The sequence below is a fragment of the Mesorhizobium sp. W016 genome, assembly GCF_054719485.1.
In genome coordinates this window covers 4,767,235-4,781,626 of record NZ_JBTTIF010000002.1, presented here as the reverse complement: position 1 = coordinate 4,781,626, position 14,392 = coordinate 4,767,235, and the positions used below count along the sequence as shown (strand labels likewise).

The following is a 14,392-nucleotide window of genomic DNA, read 5'->3' as shown; positions in this document are numbered from 1 at the left end:
CTTCAGGGGGAGAGGGTAGGGGTGAGGGGCAGCGCCGACGCTGTTCAACATGGTGCTCATGAAGAAGATTCTGATCCTTGGCGGCACGACAGAAGCGCGCCAATTGGCCGGAAAACTGGTGGAAGATTTCCTCGTCACTCTGTCGCTGGCCGGCCGTACCGAAAGCCCGGTCGCGCAAGGCGTGCCGGTGCGCAGCGGCGGCTTTGGCGGCGCCGACGGGCTGGCGGCCTATCTCAAGGAGACGCGAACCGATCTGCTGATCGACGCGACGCATCCCTATGCCGCGCGAATTTCCGCCAATGCGGCGCAAGCCTCGCGCCTGACCGGTGTGCCGATCCTGGCGCTGCGCCGCCCTGGCTGGGAGCCTGTCGATGGCGACCGCTGGACGCAGGCCGATACGACAGGCGATGCGGTGCACGCGCTTGGACCGGCGCCGCGCCGTATCTTCCTGGCGCTTGGTCGCCAAGAGGTCGCGGCTTTCGAGGCGGCGCCGCAGCATCACTACCTTGTTCGCAGCGTCGATCCGGTCGAGCCGAAACTGGCGGTGCCGGATGCGGCCTACCTTCTGGCGCGCGGGCCATTCCGCGAGGCGGATGAACGCGCACTGCTCGAGGAGCACCGCATCGATGTCGTCGTATCCAAGAACAGCGGCGGCGAGGCCACCTACGGCAAGATCGCCGCGGCGCGGGCGCTCGGTATCGAGGTGGTGATGGTGCGCAGGCCCTTCCTGCCGGAGGTGCCTTCGACCGAGACCGTCGATGAACTCGCCGCTCTTGTTGATAAATTTTGGGTCGATCATTTGCTCGACCCCGTCGCGGAGCGCGGCGTGTAGACCAGCGCCGGTTTGTCGCCGCGCTTGATGATCCGTGTTTCCGGCGAACCGATGATGATGCAGGTCGCCATGTCGGCCTTTTGCGCGTCGACATCGGCCAGCAAAAAGACCTCGATGCGCTCGTCCGGGCGGCCGGCGGCGCGGCCGAAGATGACCGGCGTGGTGCCGGGCAGGATGGCGCGCAGGCATTCGAAGGCACGGCCGAGCTGCCAAGGGCGCGCCTTGCTGATCGGATTGTAGAGCGCGATGACGAAGCCGGCGCCGGCGGCAGCGAGCAGGCGCAGTTCGATCAGCTCCCACGGTTTGAGATTGTCGGATAGCGAGATGGCGCAGAAATCATGGCCGAGCGGGGCGCCGATGCGGGCGGCGACAGCCAGCATCGCAGTGATGCCCGGCACGACGGCGACATCGACCGCGCGCCACTCGGCCGGACCGGCCTCGATCGCCTCACAGACCGCGGCGGCCATGGCAAAGACGCCGGGATCGCCGCCGGAAACGACGGCGACGTCATGGCCCTCGGCGGCCTTGACCAGCGCGTCCTTGGAGCGGGCGAGTTCCTCGCGATTATCCGAGGCGACGCGGGTCTGGTCCGGGCGCAGCTCCAGCCGGTCGAGATAAGGCTTGTAGCCATAGAAGAACTTTGCCTCGGCGACGGCGCGGCTGGCTTGCGGCGTCACTTGATCGGCATTGCCGGGCCCAAGGCCGATGACGGTGAGGCGGCCGCTCATGGCTTGGCTCCCATGACGCCAGGCCGGCCGGACCAGCCGGCAACCAGCACGATGGCGAAATAGGGCGCCTTGTCGTCCGGCTTGTCGGCAAGCCTCATCGTGATGCTGCCGGCCATGGTGCCGCGCTCGACATAGACGGCGCGGGCGAGCTTGCCGGTGGCCTCCAGCGCCCGCCTGATCTTGGGCAGGTTGCGGCCGACCTTCATGATGACGGCGGCATCGGTGTCGGCGAGACGGCGTGTCAGTTCGAATTCGCTCATCGTGCCGGGCAAAACCGTCAGCACATCGTCGCCCTGGACAATCGGCACGCCGGTCTGCGACCAGCAGCCCGACATGGCGGTGACGCCGGGGATGACTTCGGTCGGGAAGCGATGGGCGAGGCGGACATGCAGGTGCATGTAGGAGCCGTAGAACAGCGGGTCGCCTTCGGAGAGCACGGCGACCATGCGGCCGGCTTCGAGGTGTTCGGCGACCTTCTCGGCCGACTCCTCGTAGAAATCGGTGATCTGCGAACGGTAGTCGTCGTGATCCTTGTCGATCTCGGTGGTGACGGGATAGAGAAGCGGCAGTTCCAGCATATCCGGCCGGAAACGCGCCTCGACGATGGCGCGCGCGTTGCTGTTGTTGCCGCGCTTGGCGAAATAGGCAACGACATCGGCCTCGGCCAGGACGCGCGCGGCTTTCAGCGTCAAGAGTTCGGGATCGCCGGGACCGGTGCCGACGCCGACGAGGCGGCCTTTTGCCAGATCTTCTTTGACAGCTGCGTTCACAGGCCGGGCCTCGCCAGCGAATTGAGCGCGGCTGCAGTCATGGCGCTGCCGCCAAGCCTGCCGCGCACGATGGCGTAGGGCACGCCATAGGAATTCTGCACCAGCGCATCCTTGGATTCGGCGGCCCCGACGAAGCCGACCGGCATGCCGATGATCGCCGCCGGCTTCGGCGCGCCGTCGCGCAATTTTTCCAGGAGATAGAACAGTGCCGTCGGCGCATTGCCTATGGCGACCACCGAACCGGCCATAAGCTCGCCCCACAGATCGATTGCCGCCGCCGAGCGGGTGTTGCCGATCTCCTTGGCAATGTCCTGCGTGCGCGGGTCGCGCAAGGTGCAGATCACCTCATTGCCGGCCGGCAGCCTGGCGCGGGTGACGCCATGCGAGACCATTTCGGCATCGCAGAAGATCGGCGCGCCGGCCGCCAAGGCGCTGCGGGCGGCGGCGACGAAATCGCTGGAGAAAACAAAATGACTTGATGCTTCGACCTGGCCGCAGGCATGGATCATGCGGATGGCAACGTCGGCCTCGGCCTCGGAAAAGCGGGACAGATCGGCTTCGGCGCGGATGATGGCAAAAGAGCGCTCATAGATGGCGTTGCCGTCATGGATGTAATCGTAGGCGGCCATGCTTATTCCTGTCGGTAGCTTTCGGCGATTGCCGCCGGCCCGAGCCTTGTCAGGCAAGCGGCGGCGGTTTCGCCCTGAAATCGTGCGCTGCGGACCATCGCCGCGACGCGACTGACGCCGCGTGCGGCGTCATAGCCCGGCCTGTAGCCCGCAGGAAGGGCCTTTGCCGTCGCGTTCACGACAAGTCCGGCTCCGTTTTCGCCGCCGACGATTGTTAGCGCGGCAGAGCCGGGGTGAGCGCAGCCCTTGGCGCAGCCGGAAATGTGCAGTGTGAAGTCGAGGATATCAGCGTTTTCGGCGGCGATTGTCTCGGCGATGTCGCGCGTGGCGATTTGGCCGGATGCGCAGGCAGGAGTGCCGGGGCAGGCGGCGATGCGGGTGCGCGGGTCGGCGGCGGCGGTGACGAAGCCGAGCGCGGTGGCGGTGGCTTGCAGGAGGTCGTTTGCGGACGATGGTTGGCCGAGGAACAGCAAGGCGCGGCCGGGGGCGAGGCGGATTTCGGCGACGCCGAGGGACAGGGCGCTTTGGGCGAGGGCGATGAGTTTTTCGGCCGGCATGCTGCCATAGGGGAGGGCTATGCCGAGAGCGGTGGTGTCGTTGGATAAGGGGAAAAGACCGATAGGCCGGCGATCCTGCACACCCCCCTCTGTCCTGCCGGACATCTCCCCCTCAAGGGGGGAGATTGCGTATTCGTGGGCGATTTCGCCAATTTTCAGCGTGGAAAGTGGAGAGCCGCCGGCGACCCTGCTGATCTCCCCCCTTGAGGGGGAGATGTCCGGCAGGACAGAGGGGGGCGCGAAGGAATGCCAGCTTGCGAGAGAGGCCAATTGCCTCTCCGACAAATCCTTTGCATGGGCGTCACGCCCCTTCTCGGCAACCATCCTCAGCACAGCAACCGCAATATCGCGCGCTGCATTCTCATCGGCCGTCGCAAGCGGCCTCGCGCTTTGACCGTCGCCGGCAACAGACAAAGCCCACATAACGTTGCCGCCCACCCGCACCGCCTTCAGCCTGACATCGGCCGTCACCCCATCCATCGTCAGCTGCCCGCCACCATCGACAACCACCGACACCTTCGGTCCGAGCCTTGGCGTCAGCCCAGCTTCCTCGACCGCAGCCCTGATCCGCTCAGCCAAAGCTCGCGGATCGGCAATCTCCCGCGGATCGATGCCGGCCAGCGGCCCGGTCTCGACCGGCACGCCGGTACGCACTGCAATCCCCAGTGCATCGACCTCCGCCGCCAACAGCACGGCACTTTCCGCCGTCAGGCCGCGTATCTGCAGGCTGCCTCGTGCGGTCACTTCCATGATGCCGTTGCCGCGCTTCAAGGCGGATTCGCAGAGTCCGATCAGCGACTTGGGGGAAAGCCCTCCAGCAACCGGGTTGAGCCGCACCAGCAGGCCATCGCCGGTCTGCATCGGCGCCGAGAGAGCCGGACAGGCGCCGCGGCGCGAGAAGGCGTTCATGCCGCGACCCCGAGCGCCTCGGCCTCGGCGATCAACGCCGCGAGATCGTCGTCGATCGCGTTGCGCAAGGGATGCCAGAGACCGCGCCGGCGCGCCGACAGGAAGCGCTCGGCGATGACTTTGGCAGCGGCCGGATTTTCACGCAGGATGAAGGCGCGGACATCGGGATCGCCGACATAGGCGTCATGCACGGCCTCGATCAACGCGCCCGAAATGGCGTGCGTGGTTTCGGCAAAGCCGATGAGGCGGTCGACGGTTTCGGCAAACTCGGAAGCGCCGCGCGGACCATGCCGCATCTGGCCGGCTATAAAGCGTGCATTGACGGCTCGCGCCCGCACAACCCGCGACACAGCCTCGCCGACCGAGCGCGGCTTCGGCTTTTGCGGGTCGGTGGTGTCGAGCACGATGACGTCGGCATTTCGGCCCAATGCCGCAAGGGCGGCCGAAAAGCCGCCGATGAAGGCGACGTCGGCGGAGCCCTCGAGAATGTCGCGGCCGGGATCGTCGCCGGTGTGGACCAGCAGATCGGCCTCGGCGACGCGGGTCTCGAAAGCGCCGGGGGAGGCGATGCCTTCGCCCTCTGCGCCGCCATAAGCATGTGATGTCGCATCGAGATAGGCGCGGCCGATTTCTTCGCGCCCGACCCAGTCGCCGCTGGACAGCAGGTCCTCGACGCCGGCGCCGTAGGTGCCGGGCGAGGTGCCGAAGATGCGCGGGCCGATCTTGCCATCGGCACGGGTTCTGGCGGCGAGCGGGTTTTCCGAATCGTCCTCGTCGCGCGCGGCAACGGCGTTGGCGGCGGCGTCGATCAGCGCGATCTGGGTCGGGAACATGTCGCGGAACAGACCCGAAATCCGCCAGGTGACATCGACGCGCGGGCGACCGAGCGTGGCCGGCGGCAGCACTTCGATGCCGGTGATGCGGCCGGTGGCCGAATCCCATTGCGGCCGGCAGCCCATCAGCGCCAGGCCTTGCGCGATCTCCTCGCCGCCGGTGCGCAGCGAGGCCGAGCCCCAGAGGTCGATGACCAGCGAGCGCGGCCAGTCGCCATGCGACTGCATATAGCCGCGCACGACTTCTTCTGCCGCCGCCTTTCCCAGATCGTAGGCGGTCGGCGTCGGCATGGTGCGCGGGTCGGAGGTGAACAGGTTGCGGCCGGTGGGCAGCACGTCGGAGCGGCCACGCGCCGGTGCGCCCGCCGGACCCGCCTTGATGTGACGGCCGTCGAGCGCCGCCAGCAGCGCGGCCTTCTCGGCTTCGGCGCTTTGCCGGCGCATGGCGTCGGGTTCGTCGTCTGGCGCGCGGCCGTAAATATGCAGGCCGTCCTTGATGGCGAAATCCTTGAGGTCGCAGAGCCAGGCGTCGATGCGGCGCAGCGCCTCGTCGGGCGCATCGGTTCCGGCGACGCCGGCTTCGGAGGCGAAGCCGGTCTTTTGCGCCGTGTCGACGATCAGCTTGGCCAGACGATCGCGGCGGCGGCGGTCGAGGCCGTCGGCCTGGGCATATTCGTCGACGAGGCGTTCGAGCTTGTGCTGCCCTTCGTCGAGGCCGGCACCGGTCAGCCGCGGCGGCAGATGGCCAAGCGTGACGGCGGCGATACGCCGCTTCGCCTGCGCCGCTTCGCCGGGATTGGAGACGATGAAGGGGTAAATGACGGGCAACGAGCCGGTGACGATCTCGGGGAAGCAGTTTTGTGAGAGCGCTACCGTCTTGCCGGGCAGCCATTCCAGCGTGCCATGGGCGCCGACATGGATGAGAGCATGGATGCGGAGCGATTTGCGCAGCCACAGGCCGAAGGCCAGCAGATCGTGGCGCGGCGGCAGCGTCGGGTCGTGGTAGTCGGCGCGGCGGTCGGCCGAGCGGCCACGGTCGGGGGCGAGAGCGACAGTGATGTTGCCGAAGGTGGCGGCGCGGAAAGGGAAGCCGCTCTTGCCCTCCCCCTTGTGGGGAGGGTGGCCCGCAGGGCCGGGTGGGGGTGGTGCACCGCTACCCCCACCCCGTTTCGCGCCATCCGCTTCGCGAATGTCGCGAACCGACCCTCCCCACAAGGGGGAGCGTGAAGGAGCACCCCATGCCGCCTCGACTGCAGCCAGTGCCTCAGCCGGCAAATCCTTCGAGAAGTCCAGATACTCTTCCAGCCCCAGCCCACCATCGCTCCGCTCCAACGCGTCCAGCAGCGCACGCGGCGTTTCTGGAATCCCGTCAACGCGATAGCCCTGCTCCTTCAGGTCATGCAGCATGGCCAGCACGCTGGACGGCACATCCAGGCCCACTGCATAGCCAGTGCGGCCGGGCGCGCTCGGATAGTCCGGAATGAGGATCGCCAACTTACGCGTCGCGCGGGGCGTCTGCTGCAACCGTGTGAACGCCGCTAGCCTGTCCGCCACTTGCGCCACGCGATCCGGTTCCGGGCGGTTGGCGAAGGCGCGGTGGCCGAGCGCCGGGTCGGTCTCGCTCTCGCCCTTGAAGGAAATCGCGCTGGCGAGGATGCGGCCGTCGAGTTCGGGCAGCACGACATGCATGGCGAGGTCGGCGGGCGCCAGGCCGCGCTGGTTGTTGTCCCAGACGTCGCGGCGGGTGGTGGCGACGATGACCTGGAAGACACGCACGCCGGCGCGGTCGAACAAGGTTTCGACGCCCGGTTCGGCGCCGGAAGCGAAGGCGGTCGCGGTGATGATGGCGGCGGGGTTGAGCGCGGCCAGAGCAGTTTCGACGAAGGCCAGGGAGGTCGGGTCTTTGAGGCTGGAGACGAAGATCGGGATCGGTCTCATGCCGCGCTGGCGGAGTGCATCAAAGAGGGCATCGATTGGCGCGACATCGGCGGCCAGCAGCATCGAGCGGTAGAAGAGGATGGGGATGATGGGAGGGTTGATGTTGTCTGCGCCGAGTTCCCGCCCACCCCCCTCTGTCCTGCCGGACATCTCCCCCGCAAGGGGGGAGATTGCGCTGTCATCGACGCTTTCGCCGATCGGGGATGTTGCAGAGGAATCTATTATCGGCTGGGCAGAAAAAGTGCCGAGGTCCGCGCCGGCTGATCTCCCCCCTTGCGGGGGAGATGTCCGGCAGGACAGAGGGGGGTGTGAAGGAACGCCGACATCGGCAAAATCCAACTTGCCTACGACGCCGCAGCCTGGCTCGTAGTAGCCAGCTTTCGGCACGCTGACCGGCTCAGCCGCCGCCGCATCCTGCCCAGCCAACCCCGCCAGCCGCTGCATCAGCGCTGCCATATTCTCCGGCCCGCCCTCGCGGAAATAGCCCAGCAGGCCGTCCTGCTCCTCGCGCGGCAGCGTCGAGGCTTCGATCAGCCTGAGGTCCTCGTCATGGCTTTCACCAGGCAGCAGCGCCAGCTTGATGCCACGTTCGCGAGCAGTCACCGCGAGTTGGTCGCAGCCATAGCGCCACCAGTCATAGCCGCCGAGGATGCGCACCAAGATCACCTTGGCCTGGCGGGCGACGCTGTCGATCCAGAGGTCCACGGACATGGGATGACGCAGGTCGCGCAACGCCGCCAGCCGCATCGACGGCAGGCGGGCGGCATCGGCCTTCCAGGCCGCCGCGAGGCCGGCGAGGTCGCTGTCGGTGAAGGACAGCGCCACGATATCCGCCGGCGTCTGCCGGAGATCAACCGGCTCGGCGAGATCGTCGAGCGAGGCGGAGGTCGTGGTGAGTATGTGCATCGCGGCTCGTGCCTGAGATCAACCGGCGAGTATACGCTCGATCGCCGGACGGTTCAGCCCCTTCAGGCCAATGACGACGAGACGCGAGCGGCGATCGTCCTCGGCCGTCCAGGCGCGGTCATAGTAATGGTTGACGCGTGGGCCGACGGCCTGCAGCAAAAGCCGCATCGGCTTGCCGCCGACCTCGACGAAGCCTTTCACGCGAAGCACGTTTTCCTGTTCGGCGGCGGCAGCGACGCGCTTTGCCAGTTCGTCCGGATTGGTGATCGAGGGGATGTCGACGATGAAGGTGTCGAAATCGTCATGCTCATGATCGAAAGCGCCGTCGTGATGCGACTTGCGGTTCTCGATGTCGTCTTCGACGGCGAGACCGAGGCCAAGCAGCACCGACGGGTCGACCTTGCCATGCGCAGTCGGCACGATTTTTACCGCGCGGGCGGAATGTTCATTGATGATGGCGTTGGCGCGGGCCGAACCGGGGGCGTCCATCAGATCGCTCTTCGACAGGATGATCAAATCGGCGCAGGCGATCTGGTCCTCGAACACTTCTTCGACAGGATCGTCATGGTCGAGCGTCTCGTCCTGAGCGCGCTGTGCCTGCAAAGCGTCCATGTCGTTGGCGACGCGGCCTTCGGCCAGCGCCGGGCCGTCTACCACGGCGATGACACCGTCGACGGTTACCCGGCTCTTCACGCTCGGCCACTGGAACGCCTGGACCAGCGGCTTGGGCAGAGCCAGGCCCGAGGTCTCGATCAGGATGTGGTCAACCTTCGGTGTCAGCGCGAGGATCTTGTCGAGGGCGGGCACGAAATCGTCGGCGACTGTACAGCAGATGCAGCCATTGGCCAGTTCGACGATGTTTTCCTCGGGGCAGGTGTCGATGCCGCAGCCTTTCAGGATTTCCCCGTCGATGCCGATGTCGCCGAACTCGTTGACGATGATGGCGATGCGCTTGCCGCCGGCATTTTCCAGGAGATGGCGGACCAGCGTCGTCTTGCCGGCGCCGAGGAAGCCTGTAACGACAGTGCAGGGAACACGGGAGAGGTTGGCGGCCGGGTTTGAAGCGTTCATCGTCAGTCCTTCAGCATGTCGAGGGGTGGGATGCGGGCAACGAGGCCGCGCTTGAGGCTATCGGGCCGGCCGCGCCACGGGATGAGGCCGTCGGCCGAAGTCGCGAAGAGCTTTGCGCCGGTAACGAGGTCGGCGCCGCTGGTTGCGGTCAGATCGCCGAAGACATAGCTCCAGCAGCCATCGCGCAGGATCGCGGCGCTGAGGCGGCGCTTGCAATTGCCGAGACATTCGGCGGTGCGGACTCGGATATCGCCGGCAGCGGCGCGGCGTGTGTCCTCAGCCAGCAATTCGCCGGCGCGCGGATGGGCGTCGGAACCGGTCTCATCGCGGCAGGAGGCGCAGACGATGACGGTCACGCCGGTCAGGGCGTCGTTGTCCCCGGACGCAATGTCCGCTGTGCCAGCCGAAAAACTGCTGTTCTGGTCCAAAAACCGTGCTCCTTGCCCGGAAACCCGCCAGGCGATCGGATACTTTGTCTCAGACGGCAGGTCTCCTGGCTCGCGGGTCGTCGCCTTGGTTAGCCGCCTTCCCGGTGTTACCCAGTGGCTTTCGGCCTTGGCTCGTCGCTTACAGTTGCGGGGACAGCCGCGGATTTGGGACCGAAATCCCGCACCGCATTCCCTCTTGGCCCTTGCCGTTGCGGGCAGGGGACCGTCTGCAGCGGATTTAGGCTTTTGCGGGCGGCGGTGTCAACGCACGGCTACGACATGGCGATGTCGGCAGGGGCTGTCATGTCCCGGCTTCCGGCAGTGCCAGGATGACCTGTCGGATAGCTTGATAGCCATCGCTATAGTCCCAGTCATGACCGACAGCCAGATTCTGTCCCTCATGCCAAACCGCGTTGTCCAGAAGGACTTCGGCACTAATCAGCGTGCCCTTCAAGCCTGCCAGAAAGGTCCGGACAAAATGGCTTCCGGGGGGTACCGAAGCTGTGAACAGCTTTTCCAGCTTGGCATAGAATGCTGGATAGCCTGGTGTCAGCGAGCATAGCTCGGTTGTGGCCTGGGAAATGACCGGGCCGCTATAGATTTTCCAGCGGGCATCTTTTCGCCAGATCTTCCAACTGGCGCTGCTTCGCTGCCAAAGCTCTATTTCGGCCTGCATGTTCTCGCAGACGTGATCGGCCAGTCCCTCAATGGCCACATGGAAAACACCACGGAGAAACTTTTCAAACGCCTGGTTCAGTTCCTGTTCGCGCTGACGTTGCCCCTTTGGCTTAATCCGGTTTGAAGTTCGCTCTGGCCCAACGCGAGGACCAGAGAATGAAGCGCAGCCGTTTCAGTGAAGAGCAGATCATCGGGATTTTGAAGGAGCACGAGGCCGGAGTTTCGGTGGCCGATCTGTGCCGCAAGCACGGGGTCAGCGACGCCAGCATCTACAAATGGAAGGCCAAGTATGGAGGCATGGACGTGTCGGAAGCGAAGCGGCTGAAGACGCTGGAGGATGAGAACGCTCGTCTGAAGCGACTCCTGGCGGACGCCATGCTCGACAACGCCGCTTTGAAAGATCTTCTCGGAAAAAAATGGTGACGCCCGCTGCCGAGCGAGAGGCCGTCGCGCATCTTCGAACGGCATTCGAGATGAGCGAGCGGCGGGCGTGCAAGACCATCGGCTGCTGCCGGATGACGGTTCGCCACAAGGCGATCCGTGGCGACGATGGTGACCTGCGGGAGCGGATGAAGGCGATCGCGCATGAGCGCCGGCGCTTCGGCTATCGCCGCCTGCATGTGCTGCTGCGGCGGGAAGGTTATGTGGTCAATCACAAGCGTCTGTTCCGGCTCTATCGCGAGGAGAAGCTTGCCGTACGGCGCCGTGGCGGTCGCAAGCGAGCCATTGGAACGCGGGCACCGATGATGGTCCCCGTTGCACCCAACGACCGTTGGTCACTGGACTTCGTGTCGGATCAGCTGACCGATGGCCGTCGCTTCCGGATATTGACCGTCGTCGACGACTGCACGCGCGAGTGCCTGGGGTTGGTCGCGGATACGTCTCTGTCCGGCGTGAGGGTTGCCCGCGAACTCGATCGGCTCATGATCGAACGCGGCAAGCCGAAGATGGTGGTCAGTGACAATGGCAGCGAACTGACCAGCAATGCGATCCTTGCCTGGGCCGATGCAAGCCGCGTGGACTGGCATTATATCGCGCCGGGCAAGCCAATGCAGAACGGCTTCATCGAGAGCTTCAACGGTCGCCTCCGTGAAGAACTGCTGAACGAGATGCTGTTCACCTCATTGGCACAGGCTCGCGCGGTCTTGGCCAGTTGGCGGGCAGACTACAACTTCAATCGCCCACATTCGAGGCTCGGATGGCAGACCCCCTTCGAGTTCGCCCACACCTTCACCCCGCGACGGGACACAGCGCTGCGCACGATGATCAGCTCCGCGCCGGTGCCCGTCGCTCAAACCGCCCAACAGGGCAACATTCATCGCCGGAGCGAACTCAGAATTGGATAAAACTTGGGGGCAACGTCAGCGCGTGTCGCCGAAGCCAGCAAAGGATTCAATGACCGGCTGAACATCAAGCAGCGGAGAAAAAATGTAGATTTCCAGGACCAGCCGGTCAGAACTCGTCTCGAACACCTCAGCCTCAAACCGAAGCTGCTTCGATTGGAGCATGACGTCCCTATCTCTGCGGACTGCATCTATTCCATGCGCAATGAGGGCGCCATGGATCATGTCGAGCACTTTGTCCGATGCCATTGCACAACCTACGAGGCTTATTGAGGCGTCTATGACAGACGCTGCAAGGGTTGGCCATCTCTCTCGCTAGCCAATGCCGGCCCCAGATTGCCGGCCGGCGTCACTTCGATGCGCTCAAGGCCAAGCCAGCCCTGCATCTCCTTTAGTTCCTCGAAAAGCTGTGCGGTGGTCTCAGGCGGTGCGCCTGCTTCGGCATAGGCGGCGTGGACGCGTAAGACACTCGCAGGCCGGTCGGCCTTGAGGTCGACGCGGGCGACGATCTTGTCGCCGAGCAAGAAAGGCAGCACGTAATAGCCATATTGCCGCTTGTCGGCCGGGGTGTAGATCTCGATGCGGTAGCGGAAATCGAAGAGACGCTCGGTGCGCGCGCGCTCGAAGACCACCGGATCGAAGGGGGCCAGCAAGGCGCGGGCCTCGATCTTTCGCGGCAGGCGGGCGTCCCTATAGAGGTAAGCCGGCTTGTCCCAACCTTCGACGTTTACCGGCAGCAACTCGCCCATCTCGACCAGTTCCTCCAACCGGCCCTTCATGTCGGCCGGCGACAAGCGGAAATAATCGCGCAGGTCACCCGACGTCGCGATGCCGTGGGCGCGGGCAGAAATGCGCAGCAATTCGCGGTGCGCGTCCTCGGCGGTCGGCACCGGCAGATCGAGGATCGCCTGCGGCAGCACGCGCTCGGGCAGGTCATAGAAGCGTTCGAAGCCACGGCGGTGCGCCGTGGTGATGCGTCCGGCCCAGAAGAGCCATTCGAAGGCGTGCTTGGCGTGGCTCCAGCCCCACCAGCCGCCCGAACCTTTCTGGCCTTCCAGTGCCGAAGCGGCAATCGGGCCGCGCTCGGCGACCGCGCGGTAGATCTCTTCGATATAGGCGGCGTGCTCGCGGCCCCATTTGGCGAGGCCGAGATACATTTCGTCGCCTTGCTCGGCCCGCTGCATGCGCCAGCGCATCAGCGGGTAGGTCTCGACCGGCAGGAACGAGGCCTCATGCGCCCAGTATTCGAACACCGTGCGTTTGCGGGTGATGGCCGCATTGTCGAGCAAAGCCAGCGGGTAGGGGCCAAGCCGCGAATAGAGCGGCATATAGTGGGCGCGCACCACCGCGCTGACGGAATCGATCTGCAGCAAGCCGGTGCGCGACAGCACGCGGGCGAGGTGGCGGCGATCGGGCGTGCCGACCGGGCGGGGATCGAGAAATCCTTGCGCGGCGAGCGCGATGCGCCTGGCCGCGGGGAGTGAGATTTTGTCCTTCGTCAAAGTGTCTTGCCTCGAACCATTTTCCCGACTTTAGCCGGCGATTCCGGTCATGCTAGCAGGCAAATGGCGGGAGATGTGTCAGGAGACAAAAGTGGAGTGAAAGATGAAGGAAATCAAACAGGAGGAGATCGGACCAGTTTTTCCCGGCCTGCCGTCCAGCACTGTCTTTTGAACAAGGTTTGACTTGCTTCGCTGAAAGCCGTGCGCTAACCAGTCGCCGCGTTGCAGCAAAGGCACCTAAAACGGTTCAGCGGTTAAACTGTCGCGCTTCCGCATTAGGGTTGGTTGCTGTAATCAAAGTGGATTGGCCGCCAACGGAAAGCCGAGCATGAACGTACTCCTCAGTTCATACCTGCCCATCGTCCTCTTCATCGCCGTGGCCGCAGTTGTAGGCCTGGCGCTTATCATCGCGCCGTTCCTGGTGGCTTATCGCAATCCCGATCCGGAGAAGCTTTCCGCCTACGAGTGCGGGTTCAACTCGTTCGACGATGCCCGGATGAAATTCGACATCCGCTTCTACCTGGTGTCGATCCTGTTCATCATCTTCGATCTGGAAGTGGCCTTCCTGTTTCCGTGGGCGGTGTCGTTCTCGAAGATCGGCATGCTCGGTTTCTGGTCGATGATGGTGTTTTTGGCGGTGCTGACCATCGGCTTTGCCTATGAGTGGAAAAAAGGAGCGCTGGAATGGGATTGAACGACAGTTCCGGAACGCTCGTCGCGCCGAAGCCCAAAGGCCTGATCGACCCCAATACCGGACGTCCGGTCGGTTCCGACGATCCGTTCTTCCTCGAGATCAACAATGAACTGGCCGACAAGGGTTTTCTGGTCACCTCGACCGAGGCGCTGATCACCTGGGCACGCAGCGGCTCGCTGATGTTCATGACCTTCGGTCTCGCCTGCTGTGCCGTCGAGATGATCCACACCTCGATGCCGCGCTATGATTCGGAGCGGTTTGGCGTGGCTCCTCGCGCGTCGCCGCGCCAGTCGGACATAATGATCGTGGCGGGAACGCTGACCAACAAGATGGCCCCCGCTTTGCGCAAGGTCTACGACCAGATGCCGGAGCCGCGCTACGTCATCTCGATGGGCTCCTGCGCCAATGGCGGCGGCTATTATCACTATTCCTATTCGGTGGTGCGCGGCTGCGACCGCATCGTGCCGGTCGACATCTATGTGCCCGGCTGCCCGCCGAGCGCCGAAGCGCTGCTCTACGGCATTCTTCTCCTGCAGAAGAAGATCCGCCGCACCGGCACGATCGAACGGTAGAC

The 14,392-nt window shown here is 64.8% G+C and carries 14 protein-coding genes and 1 riboswitch; of the genes, 4 read left to right on the top strand and 10 right to left on the bottom strand.

All coding sequences use genetic code 11. From position 1 onward, the window contains the following. Positions 1–58 precede the first annotated feature (58 nt). Positions 59–832 carry a cobalt-precorrin-6A reductase gene (locus ACYG9V_RS23695; RefSeq protein ID WP_352765470.1) on the top strand — a complete coding sequence of 258 codons (774 nt, stop codon included), beginning with the start codon at positions 59–61 and terminating at the stop codon, positions 830–832. Here ACYG9V_RS23695 and ACYG9V_RS23690 read toward each other — a convergent pair. From ACYG9V_RS23690 to ACYG9V_RS23655, 8 genes are all read right to left on the bottom strand, one after another. Beyond that, positions 796–1,560 carry a precorrin-3B C(17)-methyltransferase gene (locus ACYG9V_RS23690; protein WP_352765469.1) on the bottom strand — a complete coding sequence of 255 codons (765 nt, stop codon included), beginning with the start codon at positions 1,558–1,560 and terminating at the stop codon, positions 796–798. The two genes, ACYG9V_RS23695 and ACYG9V_RS23690, sit on opposite strands and share 37 nt — an antisense overlap. Further along, positions 1,557–2,330: a precorrin-2 C(20)-methyltransferase gene (locus ACYG9V_RS23685; protein WP_031197313.1), complete on the bottom strand. Its 774-nt coding sequence runs from the start codon at positions 2,328–2,330 to the stop codon at positions 1,557–1,559. Before ACYG9V_RS23685 ends, ACYG9V_RS23690 begins: the two co-directional genes overlap by 4 nt. Continuing rightward, entirely contained in the window at positions 2,327–2,959 is a 633-nt protein-coding gene (locus ACYG9V_RS23680; protein WP_352741372.1) for a precorrin-8X methylmutase, read from the bottom strand. Before ACYG9V_RS23680 ends, ACYG9V_RS23685 begins: the two co-directional genes overlap by 4 nt. A gap of 2 nt (positions 2,960–2,961) precedes the next feature. Further along, entirely contained in the window at positions 2,962–4,425 is a 1,464-nt protein-coding gene (cobG, locus tag ACYG9V_RS23675) for a precorrin-3B synthase (protein WP_352765467.1), read from the bottom strand. Next, a complete protein-coding gene (gene cobN / locus ACYG9V_RS23670) occupies positions 4,422–8,102 on the bottom strand; it encodes a cobaltochelatase subunit CobN (protein WP_352765465.1) in 3,681 nt (1,226 codons plus the stop codon). Before cobN ends, cobG begins: the two co-directional genes overlap by 4 nt. Before the next feature lie 18 nt (positions 8,103–8,120). Next, positions 8,121–9,173, bottom strand: coding sequence for a cobalamin biosynthesis protein CobW (gene cobW / locus ACYG9V_RS23665; RefSeq protein WP_352522010.1), 1,053 nt, complete (start codon positions 9,171–9,173; stop codon positions 8,121–8,123). A 2-nt stretch (positions 9,174–9,175) separates the two neighbouring features. Continuing rightward, positions 9,176–9,601, bottom strand: coding sequence for a DUF1636 family protein (locus ACYG9V_RS23660; RefSeq protein ID WP_023700378.1), 426 nt, complete (start codon positions 9,599–9,601; stop codon positions 9,176–9,178). Positions 9,602–9,639: 38 nt separating this feature from the next. Further along, a riboswitch (cobalamin riboswitch) is annotated at positions 9,640–9,844 on the bottom strand. A 58-nt stretch (positions 9,845–9,902) separates the two neighbouring features. Next, complete coding sequence (locus ACYG9V_RS23655) at positions 9,903–10,358, bottom strand: DUF6348 family protein (protein ID WP_352765480.1); 456 nt, start codon at positions 10,356–10,358, stop codon at positions 9,903–9,905. 77 nt (positions 10,359–10,435) lie between these two features. Between ACYG9V_RS23655 and ACYG9V_RS23650 the strand changes: the two genes are divergently transcribed. Continuing rightward, positions 10,436–11,625, top strand: a protein-coding gene (locus ACYG9V_RS23650; protein WP_352765464.1) for an IS3 family transposase whose coding sequence is annotated in 2 segments (ribosomal slippage) — positions 10,436–10,694 and positions 10,694–11,625 — 1,191 coding nt in all. Because the reading frame shifts where the segments join, the coding sequence is not laid out codon by codon here. Between the two features lie 15 nt (positions 11,626–11,640). Here ACYG9V_RS23650 and ACYG9V_RS23645 read toward each other — a convergent pair. Together ACYG9V_RS23645 and ACYG9V_RS23640 are read right to left on the bottom strand one after the other, a co-directional pair. Continuing rightward, positions 11,641–11,871, bottom strand: a complete 231-nt coding sequence (locus ACYG9V_RS23645; protein ID WP_352765462.1) for a hypothetical protein — start codon at positions 11,869–11,871, stop codon at positions 11,641–11,643. A 29-nt stretch (positions 11,872–11,900) separates the two neighbouring features. Continuing rightward, complete coding sequence (locus ACYG9V_RS23640) at positions 11,901–13,124, bottom strand: winged helix-turn-helix domain-containing protein (protein WP_352629119.1); 1,224 nt, start codon at positions 13,122–13,124, stop codon at positions 11,901–11,903. A 328-nt stretch (positions 13,125–13,452) separates the two neighbouring features. Between ACYG9V_RS23640 and ACYG9V_RS23635 the strand changes: the two genes are divergently transcribed. Continuing rightward, on the top strand, positions 13,453–13,818 hold the full coding sequence (locus tag ACYG9V_RS23635; RefSeq protein WP_023670825.1) for an NADH-quinone oxidoreductase subunit A: 366 nt from the start codon (positions 13,453–13,455) through the stop codon (positions 13,816–13,818). Beyond that, on the top strand, positions 13,809–14,390 hold the full coding sequence (locus ACYG9V_RS23630; protein ID WP_023670824.1) for a NuoB/complex I 20 kDa subunit family protein: 582 nt from the start codon (positions 13,809–13,811) through the stop codon (positions 14,388–14,390). The genes ACYG9V_RS23635 and ACYG9V_RS23630 overlap by 10 nt, the downstream gene beginning before the upstream one ends. Positions 14,391–14,392 lie beyond the last annotated feature (2 nt).

What these genes read in the sequence shown, in the direction of transcription:
- ACYG9V_RS23695 (WP_352765470.1), top strand. Translation starts at nt 59, where the DNA reads ATGAAGAAGATTCTGATCCTTGGCGGCACGACAGAAGCGCGCCAATTG.
- ACYG9V_RS23690 (WP_352765469.1), bottom strand. Translation starts at nt 1,560, where the DNA reads ATGAGCGGCCGCCTCACCGTCATCGGCCTTGGGCCCGGCAATGCCGAT.
- ACYG9V_RS23680 (WP_352741372.1), bottom strand. Translation starts at nt 2,959, where the DNA reads ATGGCCGCCTACGATTACATCCATGACGGCAACGCCATCTATGAGCGC.
- cobG (WP_352765467.1), bottom strand. Translation starts at nt 4,425, where the DNA reads ATGAACGCCTTCTCGCGCCGCGGCGCCTGTCCGGCTCTCTCGGCGCCG.
- cobN (WP_352765465.1), bottom strand. Translation starts at nt 8,102, where the DNA reads ATGCACATACTCACCACGACCTCCGCCTCGCTCGACGATCTCGCCGAG.
- cobW (WP_352522010.1), bottom strand. Translation starts at nt 9,173, where the DNA reads ATGAACGCTTCAAACCCGGCCGCCAACCTCTCCCGTGTTCCCTGCACT.
- ACYG9V_RS23645 (WP_352765462.1), bottom strand. Translation starts at nt 11,871, where the DNA reads ATGGCATCGGACAAAGTGCTCGACATGATCCATGGCGCCCTCATTGCG.
- ACYG9V_RS23635 (WP_023670825.1), top strand. Translation starts at nt 13,453, where the DNA reads ATGAACGTACTCCTCAGTTCATACCTGCCCATCGTCCTCTTCATCGCC.
- ACYG9V_RS23630 (WP_023670824.1), top strand. Translation starts at nt 13,809, where the DNA reads ATGGGATTGAACGACAGTTCCGGAACGCTCGTCGCGCCGAAGCCCAAA.